21 protein-coding genes are annotated in these 19,880 nt (G+C 49.1%); 6 read left to right on the top strand and 15 right to left on the bottom strand.

Translation table 11 applies throughout. The features are described 5' to 3' along the window. On the top strand, positions 1 to 659 hold a 659-nt coding region (locus PF479_RS04560), incomplete at its 5' end, for an ROK family protein (RefSeq protein ID WP_298002721.1). Positions 660 to 699: 40 nt separating this feature from the next. Here the strand turns inward: PF479_RS04560 and PF479_RS04555 are convergent. From PF479_RS04555 to PF479_RS04505, 11 genes are all read right to left on the bottom strand, one after another. Then, positions 700 to 1,671, bottom strand: a complete 972-nt coding sequence (locus tag PF479_RS04555; RefSeq protein ID WP_298002719.1) for an ABC transporter ATP-binding protein — start codon at positions 1,669 to 1,671, stop codon at positions 700 to 702. Then, positions 1,668 to 2,681: an ABC transporter ATP-binding protein gene (locus PF479_RS04550; RefSeq protein WP_298002716.1), complete on the bottom strand. Its 1,014-nt coding sequence runs from the start codon at positions 2,679 to 2,681 to the stop codon at positions 1,668 to 1,670. The genes PF479_RS04555 and PF479_RS04550 overlap by 4 nt, the downstream gene beginning before the upstream one ends. Position 2,682: 1 nt before the next feature. Beyond that, complete coding sequence (locus PF479_RS04545; RefSeq protein WP_298002692.1) at positions 2,683 to 3,558, bottom strand: ABC transporter permease; 876 nt, start codon at positions 3,556 to 3,558, stop codon at positions 2,683 to 2,685. A gap of 18 nt (positions 3,559 to 3,576) precedes the next feature. Continuing rightward, entirely contained in the window at positions 3,577 to 4,590 is a 1,014-nt protein-coding gene (locus PF479_RS04540) for an ABC transporter permease (protein WP_298002689.1), read from the bottom strand. 95 nt (positions 4,591 to 4,685) lie between these two features. Then, complete coding sequence (locus PF479_RS04535; protein WP_298002686.1) at positions 4,686 to 6,317, bottom strand: ABC transporter substrate-binding protein; 1,632 nt, start codon at positions 6,315 to 6,317, stop codon at positions 4,686 to 4,688. Positions 6,318 to 6,726: 409 nt separating this feature from the next. Then, positions 6,727 to 7,059, bottom strand: coding sequence for a cupin domain-containing protein (locus PF479_RS04530; protein ID WP_298002684.1), 333 nt, complete (start codon positions 7,057 to 7,059; stop codon positions 6,727 to 6,729). 74 nt (positions 7,060 to 7,133) lie between these two features. Then, on the bottom strand, positions 7,134 to 8,228 hold the full coding sequence (locus PF479_RS04525; RefSeq protein ID WP_298002680.1) for an ABC transporter ATP-binding protein: 1,095 nt from the start codon (positions 8,226 to 8,228) through the stop codon (positions 7,134 to 7,136). Between the two features lie 223 nt (positions 8,229 to 8,451). Then, positions 8,452 to 10,149, bottom strand: coding sequence for an iron ABC transporter permease (locus PF479_RS04520; RefSeq protein ID WP_298002677.1), 1,698 nt, complete (start codon positions 10,147 to 10,149; stop codon positions 8,452 to 8,454). A 73-nt stretch (positions 10,150 to 10,222) separates the two neighbouring features. Further along, the gene (locus PF479_RS04515) at positions 10,223 to 11,248 is read right to left on the bottom strand and encodes an ABC transporter substrate-binding protein (RefSeq protein WP_298002674.1); all 1,026 of its coding nucleotides are present in this window, start codon (positions 11,246 to 11,248) and stop codon (positions 10,223 to 10,225) included. A gap of 129 nt (positions 11,249 to 11,377) precedes the next feature. After that, positions 11,378 to 12,067: a response regulator transcription factor gene (locus PF479_RS04510; RefSeq protein ID WP_298002671.1), complete on the bottom strand. Its 690-nt coding sequence runs from the start codon at positions 12,065 to 12,067 to the stop codon at positions 11,378 to 11,380. Beyond that, the gene (locus tag PF479_RS04505; RefSeq protein ID WP_298002668.1) at positions 12,064 to 12,939 is read right to left on the bottom strand and encodes a sensor histidine kinase KdpD; all 876 of its coding nucleotides are present in this window, start codon (positions 12,937 to 12,939) and stop codon (positions 12,064 to 12,066) included. Before PF479_RS04505 ends, PF479_RS04510 begins: the two co-directional genes overlap by 4 nt. A 145-nt stretch (positions 12,940 to 13,084) precedes the next feature. Here PF479_RS04505 and PF479_RS04500 point away from each other — a divergent pair, with 145 nt between their 5' ends. From PF479_RS04500 to PF479_RS04490, 3 genes are all read left to right on the top strand, one after another. Beyond that, complete coding sequence (locus PF479_RS04500; protein ID WP_298002665.1) at positions 13,085 to 13,861, top strand: alpha/beta fold hydrolase; 777 nt, start codon at positions 13,085 to 13,087, stop codon at positions 13,859 to 13,861. Between the two features lie 10 nt (positions 13,862 to 13,871). After that, the gene (gene miaB / locus PF479_RS04495) at positions 13,872 to 15,182 is read left to right on the top strand and encodes a tRNA (N6-isopentenyl adenosine(37)-C2)-methylthiotransferase MiaB (RefSeq protein WP_298002662.1); all 1,311 of its coding nucleotides are present in this window, start codon (positions 13,872 to 13,874) and stop codon (positions 15,180 to 15,182) included. 66 nt (positions 15,183 to 15,248) lie between these two features. Continuing rightward, positions 15,249 to 15,932: a hypothetical protein gene (locus tag PF479_RS04490; RefSeq protein ID WP_298002659.1), complete on the top strand. Its 684-nt coding sequence runs from the start codon at positions 15,249 to 15,251 to the stop codon at positions 15,930 to 15,932. On the opposite strand, the gene PF479_RS04485 is transcribed toward PF479_RS04490, so the two are convergent. Genes PF479_RS04485 through PF479_RS04470 form a run of 4 tightly spaced genes read right to left on the bottom strand, consistent with a single transcriptional unit; the run spans position 15,933 to position 18,048 of the window. Next, positions 15,933 to 16,550: an RluA family pseudouridine synthase gene (locus PF479_RS04485; RefSeq protein WP_298002655.1), complete on the bottom strand. Its 618-nt coding sequence runs from the start codon at positions 16,548 to 16,550 to the stop codon at positions 15,933 to 15,935. After that, the gene (locus PF479_RS04480) at positions 16,529 to 17,170 is read right to left on the bottom strand and encodes a hypothetical protein (RefSeq protein WP_298002652.1); all 642 of its coding nucleotides are present in this window, start codon (positions 17,168 to 17,170) and stop codon (positions 16,529 to 16,531) included. Before PF479_RS04480 ends, PF479_RS04485 begins: the two co-directional genes overlap by 22 nt. Then, entirely contained in the window at positions 17,160 to 17,690 is a 531-nt protein-coding gene (locus PF479_RS04475) for a Gx transporter family protein (protein WP_298002649.1), read from the bottom strand. The genes PF479_RS04480 and PF479_RS04475 overlap by 11 nt, the downstream gene beginning before the upstream one ends. After that, a complete protein-coding gene (locus PF479_RS04470; RefSeq protein ID WP_298002646.1) occupies positions 17,680 to 18,048 on the bottom strand; it encodes a NusG domain II-containing protein in 369 nt (122 codons plus the stop codon). Before PF479_RS04470 ends, PF479_RS04475 begins: the two co-directional genes overlap by 11 nt. Positions 18,049 to 18,090: 42 nt before the next feature. On the opposite strand from PF479_RS04470, the gene PF479_RS04465 reads away from it, so the two are divergent. Beyond that, positions 18,091 to 19,359, top strand: a complete 1,269-nt coding sequence (locus tag PF479_RS04465; protein ID WP_298002644.1) for a radical SAM protein — start codon at positions 18,091 to 18,093, stop codon at positions 19,357 to 19,359. Between the two features lie 3 nt (positions 19,360 to 19,362). Beyond that, positions 19,363 to 19,875 (top strand): hypothetical protein, encoded by a 513-nt coding sequence (locus tag PF479_RS04460; RefSeq protein WP_298002641.1) that lies wholly within the window; start codon positions 19,363 to 19,365, stop codon positions 19,873 to 19,875. Positions 19,876 to 19,880 lie beyond the last annotated feature (5 nt).

The raw sequence follows: 19,880 nt of genomic DNA, 5'->3' as shown, positions 1-19,880 counted from the left end.
GAGAAATGATCAGGGACGCCTCCGGTCTTTCCAGCCTGGTGGTCAACAGGAGTAAGGTGAGCGCTCTTGCCTCCTACTATCTCCATAACCCCCGTAACTTCGGCAACATCATATCCATCGTCATAGGAACAGGAGTGGCCGCAGGACTGATTCTGGATCATAAACTCTATATGGGATCTTCCTTTGGCGCCGGAGAACTGGGTCATACCTCTATTATTCCGAACGGTCCTTCCTGCCTTTGCGGGAACAGAGGCTGTCTTCAGGCTCTCATAGGAGAAGACGCCATCCTGGAAAGGGGAAGGAGTATGGCCCGCATCAACAGTGTTCCCATTCCGGGGAAAATCGAAGATATCCTGAATCAGTCTCAGGAAGGGGAACTCTATTATCATGTCATGGAAGAAGTCGCTGAGTATCTTTCCATATCCATCGGGAATATTATCAATCTGCTGAATCCCGATATGATCATTCTGAGCGGTCCCGTCATTTCGGGATGCCCCCATCTCCTGGGGCTGGTGACAAGAAAGAAAAATTACCGCTCCATGCTTCACAACCAGGACGTAGTACAGGTCATTACAAGTGACTGGGGCATACAGACGGCAGCCATAGGGAGCGCCTATCTGATCAGAGAGAATACCGGAGAGATCCTATCGGTACAATAAAGAACCGCTCCGGGGAGGAGCGGTTTTATATTTGAAATTATCAGCCCTGCTGATGTAACCAGCAGGCAGACATATGACCGGGAGCCACTTCCTTCAGTTCAGGATACTGCTCTCTGCATATATCCATGGCGTAGGAGCAGCGGGGGTGGAAATGACAGCCTGAGGGGGGATTAACCGGACTGGGCACATCCCCCATGACAGTCTTCTTTCTGTCAGCTCTCTTGTGAGGGTCGGTCAGAGGAAAGGCATCAAAGAGGGCCTTCGTATAGGGATGAGTATGATTTTTCACCAACTCAATCTTGTCTGCCACCTCGATGATTCTCCCCAGGTACATAACCACAATCCGGGTGGAGATATATTCCACCACAGCCAGGTCATGGGCAATGAACATATAGGTCAGGTCATGCTTTTCTCTTAGATCCAGCAGCAGGTTCAGAATCTGAGCCTGAACAGAGACATCCAGGGCGGAAACGGCCTCATCACAGATGACAAACTCAGGATTCAGGGCCAGGGCCCGGGCAATACCGATTCTCTGCCTCTGACCGCCGGAAAACTGGTGGGGAAAGCGCTTCTTATAGTGAGGATTGATCCCCACTTCATTCATGATGTCTTCCACTTTCTGACTTATCTCTTCGGCTGTTCCCGCCTTATGGATTCTCAAAGGCTGCTCAATGATAGAGGCCACCTTTTTACGGGGATTCAGGGAGGAAAAGGGGTCCTGAAAAACCATCTGCATCCTTTTCCGGAGCTCTGTCATCTCCTTATGATCCAGGGAGAACAGGTCCCTCTCATCATAGAAGACCTGCCCATCCGTCTTTTCATGAAGCCGGAGAACAGTCTTTCCCAGGGTGGATTTTCCACAGCCTGATTCACCGACGACTCCCAGAATCTCGCCTTTCTTAATGTCGAAGGAAACGCCATCCACAGCCTTGAGAGTCTGTTTCCTGTCCCCTTCCCTGGCGCTGATCTGGTAATATTTTTTGAGGTTTTTCACCTCCATCAATGATTTCATAAGTTCTTGGATCCTTTTTGTTTTTTCACATCATCTGCTTTGTAGCACCAGATGGTATGACCCTCTTCCAGAGCTGTACTTCCAGGGAAGCTTTTTTCACACTCTGCATCGGCATATTCGCAGCGGTTGGCGAAGGGACATCCTTCCCCCAGACCCAGAAGGTCGGGAACATTTCCGGGAATGGCCTCCAGGCGGCTGAAGTCTTTATACTTCTCATTGGAGGGTAGTGAGTTCAGGAGGCCCAGGGTATAGGGATGTGAGGGATTATCAAAGATCTGAAAGACCGTCCCCTCTTCCACCTTCCGTCCGGCATACATAACAACAACCCGGTCTGCCGTTTCGGCAACAACACCCATATCATGAGTGATGAGCAGGATAGACATATTCACTTCTTCCTTGAGATCTGTCAGCAGATCCAGGATCTGAGCCTGAATGGTCACATCCAGAGCCGTTGTAGGTTCATCGGCGATCATCAAGCCGGGTTCAGGTGAAGCGAGAGCCATGGCGATCATCACCCTCTGACGCATCCCCCCAGAGAGCTGATGAGGATAATCCATGGCTCTTCTGGCAGGAGATGGAATCTTGACCAGTTCCAGAAGTTCGACAGCTTTAGCATGAGCCTGTTTTTTAGACATTTTCTGGTGGGCCAAAAAAACATCCGCCAGCTGATCCCCGACCTTAAAAACTGGATTCAGACTGGTCATAGGTTCCTGAAAGATCATGGAAATTTGAGTTCCACGGAGCTTTTGAATCTCTTTTTCCGGCAGCTGTAAAAGATCCCGGTCCCTGAAGATGACAGAACCGCTTTCGATCACACCGGGAGGCATGGGAATCAGCTGGTTGATGGCATGGGCTGTGACTGATTTGCCGCATCCCGATTCGCCCACCAGGGCCAGGGTTTCACCCTTATCAATATGAAGAGAGAGATCCCTGACAGCCTTCACCACACCCCGGCGGGTGTGGAAATGAACACTTAGATTTTCAATCGTGATTAGTTTTTCGTTTCCCATATCAGTCTCTCATCCTCGGGTCCAGAATATCCCGGAGGCCATCCCCCAGCAGGTTAAATCCCAGAACGGCCAGCAGTGTGGCAAGTCCGGGAAAAGTGACGATCCACCAGGCATTGGTGACAAATTCCTTGGAACTGGCAATCATCAGACCCCACTCAGGAGTAGGAGGCTGGGCTCCCAGGCCCAGAAAGGAGAGTCCTGCCGATTCAAGGATGGCCGAGCCGAACCCCAGGGTGGCCTGGACGGAAATGGGCGCCAGACAGTTGGGAAGGATGGATAAAAACATCAGTTCCAGATCGGAGGCTCCCAGAGCTCTCTCGGCAAGAACATAGTCATTCTCTTTTTCTGCCAGAACAGAGGCTCTGACAATCCGTGTGTACCGGGGAATTTGGGCAATCCCTATGGCAACCATCGCATTTGTGAGGGAGGGTCCCAGTACGGCCACAATAACGATGGTGAGCAGGATGTAGGGGAAGGCCAGCATAATATCCACGAGACGCATGATGATCTTATCCACCATGCCGCCGTAAAAGGCGGAGACCATACCGATGACGATCCCGAAAGACAGGGCGATTCCTACAGCGATCACACCGATGATCATTGAAATACGGGCGCCGTAGATGAGTCTTGAAAGCATATCCCGCCCCAGATCGTCTGTTCCCAGAATATACCCTGCGGTCATGGGATTTGTTTTCCTCATATCAATATTCTGTTCCAGAGGATCCATGGGAGCCAGCAGAGGAGCAAAAATGCCCACAAAGATAAAGATGAGTATAATAATAAGGCCGGCCATAGCGGTTTTATTCCGCTTCAGCTCATGCCAGTGTTCTTTTAGTGGAGATTCGTGCTTAGGGACTTCTCCATTTTTTTCATTCATATCTGTTTTGTTCCTTTATTACTGCAGCCTGATTTTGGGGTTTATGACAGAATACAGGACATCCACTGCCAGATTGATCAGTACAAAAGAGGTAGAAATAATGATAATCCCTCCCTGAACAGCCGGGTAATCACGGGCTGCAATGGCATGATAGATCCACTTCCCTATTCCCGGCCAGGCAAAGATGGTCTCCGTCAGAAGGGCTCCGGCCAGGAGCATTCCAAACTGCAGACCGATCACCGTGATGACCGGAAGCAGAGCGTTTCTGAGGGCATATCGAAACACAACCCGACGTTCCTTGATTCCCGCGGAACGCACTGTTTTCACATAGTCCTGCTTCAAGACTTCCAGCATGCTGCTCCGGGTTGTTCTGGCAATGATAGCCAGCGGAATGGTTCCCAGAGCAATGGAAGGAAGAACCAGATGATGCAGGGCGGAACGGAAATATTCCGGTTTTCCCTGAAAAAGATATTTAAAGGTATCAATAAGATAAAAATTAGTTTCCGGAGTAAAGTAGAGCCTCATATTAATGCGTCCCCCCGTTGGGAACATATTCAGCTGAACAGAGAAGATCATGATCATAACCAGAGCCAGCCAAAAGACGGGCATGGAGACACCGAAGAGGGCTCCCACCATGGAGGTATAATCGATCCATGTATTTTTTTTTGTCGCCGAGATGACGCCGATCCACACCCCCAGTACAGTGGCAAAGATCATGGCACAGAGGGCCAGTTCAATGGTGGCAGGGTAGCGGGCCTTGATTTCAACCATGACATCCTGGCCGGATTTAATGGATTCCCCGAAATCCAGGTGGACAATGCGTTTCAGGTAGAGTCCATACTGCTGTATCAAAGGCTTGTCCAGGCCCAGATCAGCACGAAGTTTTTCAAGTTTTTCCGGGCTGGCTCTCTCACCCAGCATGACCCGGGCTGGATCTCCCGGAGACAGGGCTATCATAAAAAAAACAAGAGTGACCACACCGAAAAGAGTGGGCAATAACATTACCAAACGTTTTAAAATATATCGAATCATAATTCCTTCAGTCCGGAGTTTTTCTTAAACAAAAGACTCCGTATGCGAAAAACCTCCCTGAACGAATCCCGGGAGGTCAATCTATGTAGATTTATTTACTTCTTTATCCAGACCTTGGTAAAGACTCTTCTTCCCGTAGGATAGAGAACAAAGTCCTGAACAGAATCTTTCATGGGCGCGGAAACAACAGAGTGGGCAATGGGAACCCAGGGAGCTTCCTCATGGAATACCACCTGTGCTTTTTCATACAGAGCAGTCCGTTTGGCAACATCCATTTCCTGTTTGGCTTCGCCAATCAGGTCTGTGAACTCATCATTCTTCCAGAAAGCGATGTTTCCGGCAGGTTTTTCGGCAGCCTGGCTTGACAGGAGAACCCAAAGGAAGTTATCCGGGTCACCGTTATCACCGGTCCAACCCAGCATGGCAGCCTGATGCTCGCCGTAGTCAAGTTTATCAAGGTAGGTACCCCACTCATAGGAGATGACTTCTACTTCAATTCCAACCTTAGCCAACTGAGCCTGCATGATTTCTGCAACCTTTTTACCATTGGGGTTATAAGGTCTGGCAACGGGCATGGCCCAGATTTCAGTCTTGAAACCATCGGCATAACCGGCTTCGGCCAGAAGTTTTTTAGCCATTTCAGGATCATAGGGATAGGCTTTGATGTCGTCATTGTAGGACCACATGGTGGGAGGCAGTGGGTTCTTGGCAGGTTGACCAGCCGCACCATAAACACCGGCAACGATTTCACTTCTATCGATAGCATAGTTCATGGCCTGTCTTACTTTCTTATTGTCGTAAGGAGCCTTCTCTGTGTTCAGTGCCAGATAACCGACATTGAGACCTGCCTGCTGAATCACTTTGATTCCTTCAGTAGATTTCATTTCTTCCAGGTCTTCGGGAGAGGGGAAGTCAATGACATCCACTTCACCCTTTTTGAGAGACAGCCAACGGGCAGTCGCATCGGGAATAACTTTCAGAATCAGGCGATCAAGGTAGACATCTCCACCCCAGAAATCGTCGTTTCTTTCATAAACGATGCTGTCATCTTTGATCCAGGAAACAAATTTGAAGGGACCCGTACCGACAGGATTGGATGCCAGGTCTTCTCCGTATTTTTCGCCAGCCGTAGGTGAAACAATGGCAGCAAAATCCATGGCCAGGTTGGCTATAAAAGGTGCTTCTTTCACTTTCAGCTTGAAAGTAACCGTAAAATCATCATCGGCAACAACTTCATCAATGATATCAGACATTCCCATGTATCCCCAGTATTTCCAGGGTCCATTCTTATAGGCGGGATGATCTTCCTTGAACTGTCTTTCAAAAGAATAAACAACGGCCGCGGCATTGAAGTCGGTTCCATCATGGAACTTAACGCCTTTTCTCAGTTTGAAGGTAACGCTTAAACCGTCAGCAGCAAAGCTCCAGCTTTCAGCAAGAGCGGGACGTACTGCAGTTTCTCCGGGTACAAACTCAACCAGAGTATCATATACGGGTGTGGAGCCGTAAAAAGACTCGCCGTCTGTTTCCCGACCGGGGTCAAGACCTACAGAATCTCCGGAACGTCCGAAAACGAGAACGCCACCGAATTTACTGTCTTCTACTGGAGCAGCGGCTACAGTTTCTTTCGCCGGAGCAGCGGCTTCTTTCTTACTACAGCTGATCATCAGTCCAGCGACGGAAAGAACCAGTAATAAAACAATACTGATTTTGAACAATTTTTTCATACAATCTCCTTGTATAACATTTAGTTTTTCCCTTAGTTCATATGTAATAACCACAGCAACAACGACTCTATACATAGAAACGTTTCCATGGAGCCCTCTGTTGAGCGGAGAATTAGACTGAAAGGGAAATTTTCATAATATTATTCTACACTATTTTTTTAGCTTGGAACAATAAAAAAAACAACTGAGGAATGTTTGGGTGTTGAATAGGACATTATTATTAACGAACAAACCGGTATTATTCATTAGAAGTGTATATTCTGAGATAAAATATGAATAATTATACAAATATAGTATGATTTGTCTCCAACCTGTTTGTTTCATTCAAATGAAAAAAACACCCGGATTCCCACAAGATTGTATCTTTATGGTAGGAAGCCGGGTGCAGAACCATTTATTTATAGAATTCCTAGAGAAAATCTTCCCGGCAGGGAGTGAAAAAGTCCAGGAGCATTCCGGCTTTGAGACAGAGGGCTCCGTGTTCGATATCAGGCTGTTTTAAGGTAGAATCTCCTGCTTTCAAGATCTTCTTTTCTCCCCCGATAGTAAACTCGAACTCCCCGGAAACAATATAGGAGATCTGTTCATGGGGATGACTGTGCAGTGCTCCGACAGCTCCTTTTTCAAAATGAACTTCCACGCACATCAGATTGTCATGAAATGCGGTTATTTTTCGCTTGACCCCGTCTCCAAGATCTTCAAGTTTCTGGTCATCCCCGGGGAAAAAATTCTTCAATTCCATAATTTCATACTCCTATCCTGAAATAATCAAGATTCTTAAATGATCATCATTATACAGGAAAAATGAAAAATGGATCAGCCCCGGTATACCTGAAAGGCGTCGGTTTCAAAGTGAAGATTCACCCTGTCGCCGGATTTTCGTTTCTTCACATCCCGGTTCCCCGAATTGGTGTGTATCACAGTCAAAAAAGATCCGTTAAACTCGATTTTATATTCCGTTGTTGACCCCAGATAGGAGACAATTTCCAGAACTCCTGTGAATCCCGTTTTTTCTTCAGTAATATCCATGGATTCCGGTTTAATGGCCAGAGTCAGTTCTTCCCCTTCCCTGTAGACCTCATCAGAATCCTTGATCAGTTCCAGAACTTCATCCTGAACATACACAAAGAGGGCATTCTTACGGTCCTCCTTGACCAGAACGTTTACAAAATTGGCATTCCCGATAAAATCCGCCACAAAAGGAGTTGCCGGGCTGGCATAGATTTCCTCGGGGGTACCGAACTGCTCGACTTTCCCCTGATTCATCACCACTATCCTGTCGGACATGCTCAAGGCTTCGGACTGGTCATGAGTGACGTACAAGGCCGTGATTCCCAGCATCTGCTGAACCCGCATGATTTCCGTTCTGGTCTGTATGCGCAACTTGGCATCCAGATTGGACAGAGGTTCATCAAAAAGCATGATCTCAGGCTTTAGAACCAGGGCTCTGGCCAGGGCGACTCTCTGCTGCTGCCCTCCCGAGAGTTCTCCGGGATAGCGTTTTTCAAGGCCCGACAGATTCACCATCTGGCAGGCCATGGCCACATCGTTTCTGATGGTTTCCCTGGACATTTTCCTCACTTTCAGTCCGTAGGCGATATTTTCAAAGATGGACATATGGGGAAAGAGAGCATAGCTCTGGAAGACCATGGGCATATTCCGGTCATAGGCTGCCACGTTGTCGATATTTTTACCATTGAGGATGATATCCCCGCTGTTTTGAACCTCAAACCCGGCAACCATTCTCAATGTGGTTGTTTTGCCGCATCCCGAGGGTCCCAGAAGGGTCACGAACTCCCCTTTTTTTATGCTCAATGAGACATCATCAACGGCCCTGACCCGGCCGCCCTGGCCATCCTGAAAGACTTTGACAACATTATTTAAATCCAGATATTTCTCTGCCTGGCTCATATTTTCTCCTTTTTTTCTTACCCGGGCTCCAATGGAGCTCAAGTGATTATTCGCTCAGGGCCGAAGGGTCCATATGCACCCAAGGTCCATATGCACCCAAGGTCCATGTGCTACCAAGGCTCTGTGCTACCAAGGCTCTGTACTACCAAGGCTCTGTAGAGCCTTGGTAATTATTCGCGCTAGGCCTAAGGGCCTTGGTAATTATTCGCGCTAGGCCGAAGGGTCAATTGGATGTTCCGAAAACCTGTGCCTGCTTGAGACCCGTCAGTTTCATGATCAGGAGAATCACAGAAAGGATGACGACGATCAGAGCAAAGGACATGACCGAGGCCACACCCAGCCTCATGATTTCTGTCTGTGCCAGTACAAGAACGGTCATATGGTTCCATCTGGCAGAGACAAGGAAGATGATGGCGCTGATGGCGGTCATGCTCCTGACAAAGGCGAAGGTGGCTCCGGCAAAGAAGCTGGGCCGGATCAGGGGGAGAGTAATGTGCTGGAATGTATATCCGCTGGTTCCCCCCAGATTGGTGGAAGACTCTTCAATTTCCGGAGAGATCTGCTTCAGAGCGGCGATGCCGCTTTCCACTCCGATGGGTACATTTCTGAAGACATAACAGGCCACCAGAATAAAGGCCGTACCCGACAATTCAAAGGGGGCCTTGTTGAAGGCCAGGATGTATCCGATCCCGATACAGGTTCCCGGAATGGCATAACTGAGCATGGACAGGAATTCCATAAGATCCTTTCCCGGAAAACTCTTGCGCACCACAATATAGGCAATGGCCATGCCCATAAAAGCGGTAATGGGGGTGGAAATGAGGGCCAGAAACACGGTATTCCACATCGTCTTGGATCCCACATCCCAGCTGTAGGCAAAGTGTTCCAGTGTGAATCCCCAGTTGACTCCCCAGAGTTTTATAAAACTACCGGAAATGATAGTGACATAAAACATAAGGACAAAGAGAGAAAAGAGCAGACAGAATGCAAAAAGAACATTTCTGACCACGGGTCCGACGATGATGACTCCCCGCCTGGAGGATTTCCCCGTGATGGTGGTATAGGTCTTATTCTTCATAATGTACTTCTGAATAAAAAAGACCCCCACTGTGGGTACCAGCAACAGGATGGCCAGAGCTGTTCCCCGTGCCAGATTCCCCATCCCCGTAAACTCCAGATAGGCTTGAACCGAAAGGACATCAAAGTCGCCCCCCAGAATGATGGGGTTTCCGAAATCCGTGAGAGAGGCTACAAAAACCAGCAGCCAGGAGGCGAATATTCCAGGGACACAGAGAGGGAGGGTCACCGTAAAAAAAGCACGACCTCTTTTAGCCCCCAGGTTCATGGCGCAGGTATCTAAATCAGGGTCAATTCCCTGGAGTATTCCCGAGAGGGTCATGTAGGCCATAGGAAACATACCAATGGTCTGAACGATGACAAGCCCTTTGAGTCCGTAGAGTCCCGACACATCCAGCTTCAGGAGTCCGGCAGTGATCAGACCATTGCGTCCGAACAGGAGGATCACCGACAGGGCAAACATAAAAGGCGGCGAGATGATGGGCAGGATGGCCATGGTGTTGAAAAAAGCCTTCCAGCGGATCTGTCCTCTTGTGAGAGCAAAGGCAAAGACATAGCCGATAAAGGTTGCCGTTGTGGCGACAATGGTTCCCAGCAGGACAGAATTTCCAATCGCTTTTTTATACCGGTGGTGGGTAAACACATATTTGTAAACTTCCGCCGAGAAGTTTCCGTCAGAGCTGGTCAGACTCATTCTGGCAACGGCAATGAGGGGGTAAACAATGAACAGACCCAGTAAAGCCAGAAGAAACAGAACAACCGCCAGAAGCATGGGTTCCCGGGTCAGCTGATAAAAAGGATTCGGGCCTTTGATGACTTGATCGGCATCACGTTGTTGGATCATTATGTCCTCCCATAAGAGATAAAAAAACCTGAACCCGGGATCAAAGAGTCCCCGGGTTCAGGATCAGGATTTATTATTTAGCTTCGGTCCGGTCTTCTCCACCGATCACTTCATTCCATTTGTCGACGAGCCTCTGCTTGTTGGCGGCAGACCACACATCATCCTGTACAATGGTGTTCACCTCGCTGATGGGAACCGCACCTTTGGCCAGAGGTACATCCACAAAGGGAACCACAAATTTTTTGGCATAGAGCTTTGCAGCAGTTTCACCCAGAGCCCAGTCATAAAGTTTTTTTGCATTCTCCAGTTCTTCGGCAGGTCCGTTTTTGATCAGAGAGACCGAAGCCACTTCATAGCCAGTTCCCTCTTTGGGAAAGGTGATATCCAGAGGATATCCTACATCTACAAGTTTTACACCGTCATGGGCATAACCGATGGCAATGGTGACTTCACCGATACTGGCATTTTTGCCAGGTGCAGAACCGGAGCGTGTATACTGGGTAATATTTTTATCCAGCTCTTTCATATAGGCAAAAGCCTTGTCTTCTCCGAGGATCTGAACCATGGTGGCCAGAACATTGTAGGCCGTGCCGGATGATCCGGGATTAGCCATCTGAAGCTGTCCTTTATATTCAGGTTTGATGAGGTCTTCCCAGGACCGGGGAGCCTTAAGGCCGTATTTTGCGAGCATTTTTGTGTTGCTTTCAAAACAAAGAGGCCCTGCATAAATACCTGACCAGTAATATTCACTGTCCCGGAACTGATCGGGCATAGCAGCCTTGGCTGATTTATAGGGTGTCGTCAATCCTTTATCTTTGGCTTCAATGTGCCCAAGGCCGACACCTCCATACCAGATACTGGCCTGGGGATTATCTTTTTCCGCTTCCATTCTGGCCACACATTCTCCAGTTGAAAGGCGAACCCAGTCGACTCTGATTCCAGTTTCTTCTTCAAATGCATTAAAAACATCCCGTGCCAGCTCTTCATCCAGAGTCGTATAAGCGGTTACATTTTTAACTCCCCCCTCACTCTGTCCGGTGGCAAACGCGGTGGTGCTCAGGAGCATCAGGCTTAATAAAACAAGCAGTACCTTTTTCATAGATTCCTCCATTCCCGGATATCCGGGTTTTTAACCCGTCCTTATCCCCGGAGGGACGAGTACAGGCTCTCTTATTTTTACCCGCATTGACTATCAGAACAAGGAACAATTCGGTAACAAGTGCAATCCTCACGGCTCAACCGGAAAATTCTTGAAACAGAGTCTGTACCCCTTGCCCCATTCATTATGGAGATATTGGGGACACCCCGGCTGTGTTTCAATTTTTTTCCTTATCCTTCCTATGGTCACCTTCACAATATCATGCCCCCCCTCCCAGTCATGATACCCCCAGACTCTTTCAATGAGTTCCTGCCAAGACACAATGCGGCCCTGTGAGGCAGCCAGGCATTTGATGAGAGACATCTCGATGGGAGACAGATGAATCAGGGAGCCCCTGCACCTGACCCGTTCATCCTGAATATCAATCTCAAGATCTCCGCAGCGGATTACAGAAGTGGCGGAGGTGTGCCTGAGAACTTTTTCGATCCTCAGGATCAGCTCCCGGTGATTGAATGGCTTCGTAATATAGTCCTCGGCGCCTGATTCCAGGCCGCCGACTACATCACTGTCATCATCCCGGCAGCTGAGAAAAATAACCGGAGGGGCGGAGGCTCCCAGCCTTCTGCAGACCTCCATGCCGCTCATGCCGGGAAGGTTGATATCCAGCAGGATCAGATCAAAGTGGTCTTTTTCAGCCAGAACCAAGGCCAGTTCACCCGAGGCGGCACAAGAGGTTTCATACCCTTCATCCTTGAGCAGGTACTCCAGCAGACCCGTGAGCTGGGGTTCATCATCAACAATCAATAAGCGTCCTTTCATATGCCATCCTGTATTGGCGGGGGAGATCCAGTATCCGCGAGGGTCCCTGTATCGGGGAGTGTAAAAGAAAGGGTGGTTCCCAGACCTTCCACCGAGGAGACATATACCTCTCCGCCGTGCATATGAATGACATCCCGGACAATGGTCAGTCCCAATCCGGCCCCGTCGAGGCGCTCTTCATCCCGTCCCTGATAAAACTCCACAAAGATATGGGGCTTATCCGTATTTTCAATGCCCCTGCCGTTGTCTGCCACAGAGACAACCAGGGAGCTTTTATTATCGATCACCGAAACATCCACCCGGCCGTCCCGGTTCAGATGCTTTCCCGCATTGTGAATCAGGTTGATCAACACCTGGCCTATCCATGTCGGATCAATCATGACCTTCCGGAGCAGATTGGGGTAGGAATAGCGCAGCTCCACTCCCCGTTCATTCATCCAGGGTTTCATTTCACGGCAGACACTTCTGATGATTGTCCGCAGGTCCGCGGGACTGCGGGAGAGCTTGAATCCGGAGGAATCAATTTTGACCACGGCCAGGATGGAGTTGGAAAAACGGATCAGCCGGAGCACATTATCCACTGAAGATTCCAGGAGAATCTGCTGCTGTTCGGTCAAGGGGCCGGGCCTCTCTTCCAAGAGTATATCCAGGGAGGTTCTGAGCACCGACAGAGGGGTCCTCAACTCATGAGTCATGGTAGAGAGAAGCTCATTCTTTCTTTTAATCTTCCTCAGCAGACTGTTCTGCTCCTCCTGCCAGGTCTGCTTTTTATGAAGGAAGTGTTTCCTGAAACGATAGAGGAAGACTCCTGCCAGGATCAGATTGACAGAGAGGAGGATGAGAAATTTCCAGATTGAAAAATGATCAGCCATGGTGATTCATTATATCTGAGCTTTGGTGATGCACAAGAAAAAAAACAGCAGCCGATGCGGGTTTGACATTGCTTATCCTTTGAAATAAGGTCAATCTTATTGGTACAGGAAGCCCCTTGAAGGCCGCCCATCCATGGAGAGAAATATGAACCTGATGAAGATTCCCTCTGAGACAAGAATATCCCCTCTTGGCCAACCCCTTTTTCATAAGGGCGGCGATGACGCGGTCCTGCTGATCCATGGCTTCACCGGATTAACCTCCAATTTTTTTTACCTCTATGACCGGCTGGTATCAGAGGGCTATACCGTGTCTCTGCCGCGACTCCCCGGACACGGCAGCAATGCCCGGGATTTTCATGAATCCACAGGGCAAGACTGGCTGCGCTGTGTCCTGGATGAATATATTCTCCTCCAGTCCCGGTACAGGAATGTCTACATTGCCGGGTTGTCCATGGGCGGGTTGCTGACCCTTATACTGGCCGAGATCTTTGATCCAAGGGCCATCGTGGTTATGGCACCGGCCATCAGTATCAGAAAAAGACAGGTCTACAAAAGCCCCTTCCTGAAATATCTCATCCCTACCCTGAAAGGCAGCTGGCAGGAAGAGGAAGAAGAGGATGAGGAGCGGAAAGCCCTGGGCAGAGAGTACTGGGTCCGAACAGATGTGGCCAAAGTGGCAGACATGATCGGCCTGAGGAAAAGAGCCTTGGCCCATCTCTCTCAGGTAACATCTCCGACCTTGACTATTGTGTCCGATGGGGATAAAACGGTAGCTCCCGATGCGGTTCCTATCATCGAAAACGGGATCAGCAGCAGCCGGAAAAAACATATGCTTCTGAAGAAGAGCCCTCATGTTCTGGTCAACGGCTGCGACCGGGCAGAAATAGCCGGCCGCATCATAGACTGGTTTAAAAAGGAGTGATACTCCCCTTATGAAATATTATGTACTCACACTGGGTTGTCAGATGAACATATCCGATTCCGAACGGCTCACAACTGTTTTTTCCAATATGGGATTTGTCAAAACCGACAAGGAAGAAGACGCGGATATCCTGGGAATCGTAGCCTGCTCGGTCAGGCAGAAGGCCATTGATAAGGTTTACAGCCGGATTCATCTTTGGAATAAATGGAAGCAGGACAAGAATCTCATCACCTTTGTGACCGGATGCCTGCTGGACGAGGATAAAAAGAAGTTTTTGAAGACCTTTGACCTGGTTTTTGATACCAATGACATGACCGGGCTACCCGATATGATCAGCCAGTACGGGGTAACCACCCCCACAGGGCTGCAGCATCATCATAACCAGGGTGAGTTTTGGGGAATCAGCCCCTCCTACGACTCCCGGTACGAAGCCTTCATCCCCATCCAAAACGGTTGTGACAAGTTCTGTACCTACTGCGCCGTGCCCTACACCAGGGGACGGGAAGTCTCCCGTCCCTCATCAGATATTCTGAATGAAATCAAGATTCTCCTCTCAAAGGGGTATAAATCTATCACCCTTCTGGGACAGAACGTCAATTCCTATGGTCTGGATAAGGATGAAGAACTCAGCTTTGCGGAGCTCCTGGATGAAATCGGGAAAATTGGGGACCTGGCAGAGCATCCCTTCTGGCTCTATTTTACGTCTCCCCATCCCCGGGATATGACAATGGATGTCCTGGAAACCATGGCCCGCTACAAATGTCTGGCCAAACAAATCCATCTGCCCCTGCAGTCCGGTGATAACGAGGTTCTGAAAAAGATGAACCGGAATCACAGCCTGGCAGACTACCGTATTATTGTGAACAATATCCGAAGGATTCTTCCCCAGGCGACTCTCTTCACAGACATTATTGTAGGATTTACGGATGAGTCGGAAGACAATTTTGAAAACACCCGCCTGGCCCTGGAAGAGTTCGGTTATAACATGGCCTATATCGCCATCTACTCACCCCGTCCCGGAGCCGTGAGTTCCCGATGGGATGACAAGATTCCCCAGGATGTCAAGAAACGCCGCCTCCATATCCTTTCGGATGTGTTTATCAAATCCGCTGGAAGGTACAATGAGTCCCTAATCAGAAGCACAATGGACATTCTGGTGACGGGAAAATCCAGGGACGGTCTCCGCTGGACAGGTTTGACAGAAGGAAAAATCAATATCCACTTCAACGGAAATGATTCTATTCAACCCGGCCATTTCATTCCTGTTAAAATCACGGGATCTACGGGAATATCCCTGCAGGGAGAGGCTGTTCTATCATAAGAAAGCCGATAGGAAGAACAATTTTCTAGTGTACTTTACGAACTGATTCACCGATAATTGAAATTGATGGAAAGAAAAAGACTAAGAAATATCCTGTTGTTCCTCTTTTTGATGCTGATTCTGCTGTTTGGAGTCCGTTACGGTTACGACTACCTCCAGCAAAGAAAGGCACTCAGGGATGATATTGAAAAAGTTCCTGAGGTAATTACCAGGGATTCAAAGAAAGTACAGCCTGAAAAGATGGTAGAACAACCCGTCATTGAAATGGAGATTGAAGATGCTGGAAAGCCCAGCGGTAAAGAGATACTTTCTGAAATGGAGACGGAAGAAGAAAAAATCAAACGCTACATCACCGGAGAGCATACCGTCGTGAAGGACGAGAGCTTTTCATTGATCACAGGATACTACTGGGACGATATTTTTCTATGGCCCGACCTTTATATACGCAATACCATGCGCAGTGATGATCCGGACCTGATCTATCCAGATGAAATCATCACCGTCTACAACCGTCTGGGTGTGGGAGAGACCTTCTCCTCTCAAGAAACTGATGAAATACTGGAAGCCTATCTGCAGGTATACAGGATTTACAAGAAACTGGGAAAAGAGAAGAATAACTCCGTATGGAGCCTTCTGTGGTGCGCCGCCCGGTATGACCATGATTTTTTAAATCAATATAAAGACAGGATTGATGCCGCAGACAGAACCATGGCTCAGAAATACATCGATGAGCAGGGATTCCTGGACTGATCAAAAAGGCACGGGCGACTCGAATCGCCTGATACTTCCCGTTTCAGGATCTTCAAATTCCAGAACACAGGCGTGGAGAGCCATCCGCGTGTACTCAGGACCACCGTATAACTGATCGCCCAGAATCGGAGCCTTCAGGGTGGCCATATGCAGTCGGAGCTGATGAGTGCGTCCGGTTTCAGGGAACAGCTGAACCCGATAGATCCCCCCGGGGAGTTCTTCCAGGACTCTCCAGCGGGTCACTGAAATCTTCCCCTGAATTTCATCCACAATCTGAAGAGGACGATGTTCCACATCCAGGCGCTGCCTTAATTCAAGACGCTCTTTTCCTTCGGGAAGTCTGGCGGAAATCAGAGCCTGATACTCCTTATAAACAATCCGATCTTCAAACTGCCGGCCCAATTGCCGTTGAACCTCTTTGTTCAGGGCCCAGACCATCAAACCGGAGGTGGCCTGATCCAGCCTGTGAACCACGAGAATTGTGGGGTATTCCTTTTGCAGACGTGTGTAGAGGCAATCGGCCTTCTCCGGTCCCCTTCCCGGAACCGACAGCAGACCCGCTGGTTTTTCAGTGATCAGCCATCCCGGCGCACTGTCTAGGACATAAGGGTGAACCAAAAATAACTCCCCCAGACTGAAATGAAGAGAAGGAGAACATACAGAGTGGAAACAAGCCTGCTCCCCCGGAATTCAATGACCTCCCTTTGGGGTGGATCATCCATTCCTTCAGGTGGAAACAGTTCCAGAAGAACCAGATCCAGACTTCCGATAAAATCTCTGGGAGAGATCCTCTTCCGTCCGTTCAGTATCTCCTCGAAATAATAAAAAGTTCTGGCCAAAAGACCGCCCAGTTTTCCAGGCAATTTTAGATCCGGGGTCACCGAAAAGAGGGAGAGGAACACAAGACCACAGAGGCTGAGCCCCTTGGTCAAGCCTGTGAGCAGGGCACCCGAGGTTACTTTTATGGGACCGATTTCCATGAGTATCCGCCCCACAGGTGTAAGCAGGTGGAAAAAGGTAATGGAACCGATGAGAAAGAAAAAATAGAGAAACCTGATCTTCTTCCCTGCCAAATATGCCAACAGGGCAAAAAACAGAACCAGAGGAACCTTTACTTTGAGGGACTCGATCATAAAGAATCCGGGAATCAGGGCCATACCCGTCCAGAATCTCAGGGATGGACTCAGCAGGAGAGCCAGAGAGTCCCTGCGCCGCGGCTGTACTTTTTTATTTTTCAAGAAGAGCCTTCTCTTTGAAGAGAGCCCACCAGCGTGATTTCTCTGAAAAGCGCTGGGCGAAAAGTCCGATAAACAGACCGGAAACCAGACCGAGCCCCAGGAAAAGAGGAAGAATCCGCCAGGCCGAGGGGCCGAAGATGAAGCTGATGGACAACAGGATTTGAGTCATATTACTGACGAGAGCCCCCATGATGCTGATGCCGATAAAGGAAATCCGCGGCATCAGGGCCTTGTAACAAAGCCACATGACAAAGCCGCTGGCAAAAGAACCAAACAATGAAAAGAGAAAGACATAGGAGGCCAGAGTCCCGTTTACCAGTGCCTGTCCCAGGACTTTCAGCAGTATAAGGAGAAAATAGGCTGGGGCCGACAGGATCTCCAGACCGAGGATCACCGGCAGATTAGCCAGACCCAGACGCATAAAGGGAATGGGCCGGGGAAAGAGATACTCGATGGTGGACAGGAACATGCTGAAGGCCCCCAGGAGGGCTATCCGGTTGAGTCTTTTTTCAGTAAACACCTGCATCCACCTCCTGATCTTCCCCTTTGCCGCCGGTAAACATGAAAATTTTGTTAGGCAGGCAGGCTGCCCATTCCCCGCCTCGATGGATCTCTCCCATCTGTACGCAAAGTTGATCGCGGCAGTCGGAGAACACAAACCGGGCCTGGCCGTCTTGAATCGAGAGAATAGTCTTTCCCACCGGACCTTTCAGATGAAGTTCCCGGTCCTCAGTAAGGGGATAGATAGACTTCCCCTGGACATCCTCGATGATGATGTATCCCTCTTCCTGACTGATGCTGCGGCCGTAGAGGGTAAAAAGCAGGAAAACTGCCAGAGAAAAAACCAGGGCAAGAATATCAAAGAACCTCAATTTCACCTATGACAACATCCTTATATCTTTTAGTATGACAGGCAAGTTATGGACAATAAACTATCACAGTTTCATGGGAGCAGGGAATACCTGGCTCTCGAGAAGAGAGACAGGGAATTCCTGGAACAGATTTGCCGGAACTGGCAGTTCTCGGTTCAGCAGATAAGGCAGATCATCCGGATCTCACGGGATCTGGAAACCTGGGATGAGGGGAGCCTGGAAGAGCACTGGGGTGTCCCGGAAAGCCTGAAACCCGGAGACCGGGGAGAAAAGGAAAAACGCTTTAAGTCACTGACCCTCTCCTGGCAAAAACTGAAGGATGTGCCCAAGGACTACAGCAATTTTTCACCCGGGAAGATAGTGAATCCCGTCCCGGGATTTCAAGCCATCCTGGATGAACGCCAGATTCTGGGAGATTGTCCTGTTGCCTCGGAAAAAACCCGCTGCTGCAATCTCAAGACACTGGATGCGGTGATCAACTGCGGGTTTGACTGCTCCTACTGCTCCATACAGTCCTTTTATTCGGAAAATAAAATACTCTTTCACAGCGACTTGAAAGAAAAGCTCGCCAAACTGAATCTTGACCCGGGGAAAACCTGGCATATCGGGACGGGACAATCCTCGGACTCCCTCATGTGGGGAAACCGGGACGGCCTTCTGGAAGATCTCTGCCGCTTTGCATGGAAAAACCCTCATGTCATCCTGGAACTCAAGACAAAATCAGACAATGTAAAAGAGCTGCTCGAACTGGATGTCCCCCCCAACATGCTCCTGACCTGGTCACTCAACACACCACCCCTTATTGCCGCAGAAGAAAGACTGACAGCCAGCCTGGAGAAACGGCTGGAGGCGGCCCGGATGGTGGCGGATAGAGGGATAGCTGTGGGCTTCCATCTGCATCCCATGGTCTGGTACAAGGGATGGGAGTCTGATTATGAAGCCCTGACCAGGGAGATGACCCGGCAGTTCAAAGCCGAGGAGGTACTATGCGTCTCCCTGGGGACTCTGACCTTTATCAAACCGGTTCTGAAACAACTGCGGGAGCGCCCCATCCTCAGCAAGATACTGCAGATGCCCCTGGAGGAAGCCGCCGGGAAGTGGTCCTACCCCCTGAAGATCAAGGAAGAGCTCTTTAAAGCCGCCGCAACGGGGCTGAAAGAGTGGAGGGAGGATGTCTTTTTTTATATGTGCATGGAAGATCCTCAGCTCTGGCAACCCGTTTTTGGAAGAGCCTATACTGACAATGCTGAATTTGAAAAGGATATGCTCTATAATTATCAGAAGAAAATCTCTGCGATTCAAAACAGGAGAAAATGATTTATGAAAAAGAAATTTTTAATGGCGTCTCTGATCCTGATGATGTGTTCTGTTTCTGCCTATGCCCTCCCCTTTATCGATATACAGCTGGGAGCAGGTTACAATGGATATTTCATTACAAATACGGACAGCGACTTCAATGGTTATCCCCTGGGCTTTGCGGCCTTCGGCGGTGTGGGATACAAGTTTTTCCCCACCCTGTCCGTTGGTGCCGAGTATGAATTCGGTCAGTCCTGGGCCCTGGATGATCTGGGAAGCGGGCAGACTCTCACCCTGACCGAACACCTTCCAAAAATCTATTTGAAATTCAATGCCTTGAACCTGCTGACAGTCTCAGCCCTGGCAGGTATGGATTATCAGACCCCCAAAGCTGATGGAAACAAAGGAGACAGTGAGGCAGCTTTCACCATGGGTGGCAGAGTGGCCTTTCTCTTCGCCTACGCCCAGTACCTGATGGTCTTTAATCCCGACAGAGTAGACAGCCGGGTCAGCATAGGTGCCGTTTTCAGCAAATAATTTAT

The sequence above is a fragment of the Oceanispirochaeta sp. genome, from assembly GCF_027859075.1.
Taxonomy (GTDB): domain Bacteria; phylum Spirochaetota; class Spirochaetia; order DSM-2461; family DSM-2461; genus Oceanispirochaeta.
Note: the sequence above shows the minus strand (reverse complement) of the source record. Positions and strands in the feature narration are given on the sequence as shown.

What these genes read in the sequence shown, in the direction of transcription:
- PF479_RS04555 (WP_298002719.1), bottom strand. Translation starts at nt 1,671, where the DNA reads ATGAAATCATTGATGGAGGTGAAAAACCTCAAAAAATATTACCAGATC.
- PF479_RS04550 (WP_298002716.1), bottom strand. Translation starts at nt 2,681, where the DNA reads ATGGGAAACGAAAAACTAATCACGATTGAAAATCTAAGTGTTCATTTC.
- PF479_RS04545 (WP_298002692.1), bottom strand. Translation starts at nt 3,558, where the DNA reads ATGAATGAAAAAAATGGAGAAGTCCCTAAGCACGAATCTCCACTAAAA.
- PF479_RS04540 (WP_298002689.1), bottom strand. Translation starts at nt 4,590, where the DNA reads ATGATTCGATATATTTTAAAACGTTTGGTAATGTTATTGCCCACTCTT.
- PF479_RS04535 (WP_298002686.1), bottom strand. Translation starts at nt 6,317, where the DNA reads ATGAAAAAATTGTTCAAAATCAGTATTGTTTTATTACTGGTTCTTTCC.
- PF479_RS04530 (WP_298002684.1), bottom strand. Translation starts at nt 7,059, where the DNA reads ATGGAATTGAAGAATTTTTTCCCCGGGGATGACCAGAAACTTGAAGAT.
- PF479_RS04525 (WP_298002680.1), bottom strand. Translation starts at nt 8,228, where the DNA reads ATGAGCCAGGCAGAGAAATATCTGGATTTAAATAATGTTGTCAAAGTC.
- PF479_RS04520 (WP_298002677.1), bottom strand. Translation starts at nt 10,149, where the DNA reads ATGATCCAACAACGTGATGCCGATCAAGTCATCAAAGGCCCGAATCCT.
- PF479_RS04515 (WP_298002674.1), bottom strand. Translation starts at nt 11,248, where the DNA reads ATGAAAAAGGTACTGCTTGTTTTATTAAGCCTGATGCTCCTGAGCACC.
- PF479_RS04510 (WP_298002671.1), bottom strand. Translation starts at nt 12,067, where the DNA reads ATGAAAGGACGCTTATTGATTGTTGATGATGAACCCCAGCTCACGGGT.
- PF479_RS04505 (WP_298002668.1), bottom strand. Translation starts at nt 12,939, where the DNA reads ATGGCTGATCATTTTTCAATCTGGAAATTTCTCATCCTCCTCTCTGTC.
- PF479_RS04500 (WP_298002665.1), top strand. Translation starts at nt 13,085, where the DNA reads ATGAACCTGATGAAGATTCCCTCTGAGACAAGAATATCCCCTCTTGGC.
- miaB (WP_298002662.1), top strand. Translation starts at nt 13,872, where the DNA reads ATGAAATATTATGTACTCACACTGGGTTGTCAGATGAACATATCCGAT.
- PF479_RS04490 (WP_298002659.1), top strand. Translation starts at nt 15,249, where the DNA reads ATGGAAAGAAAAAGACTAAGAAATATCCTGTTGTTCCTCTTTTTGATG.
- PF479_RS04465 (WP_298002644.1), top strand. Translation starts at nt 18,091, where the DNA reads ATGGACAATAAACTATCACAGTTTCATGGGAGCAGGGAATACCTGGCT.
- PF479_RS04460 (WP_298002641.1), top strand. Translation starts at nt 19,363, where the DNA reads ATGAAAAAGAAATTTTTAATGGCGTCTCTGATCCTGATGATGTGTTCT.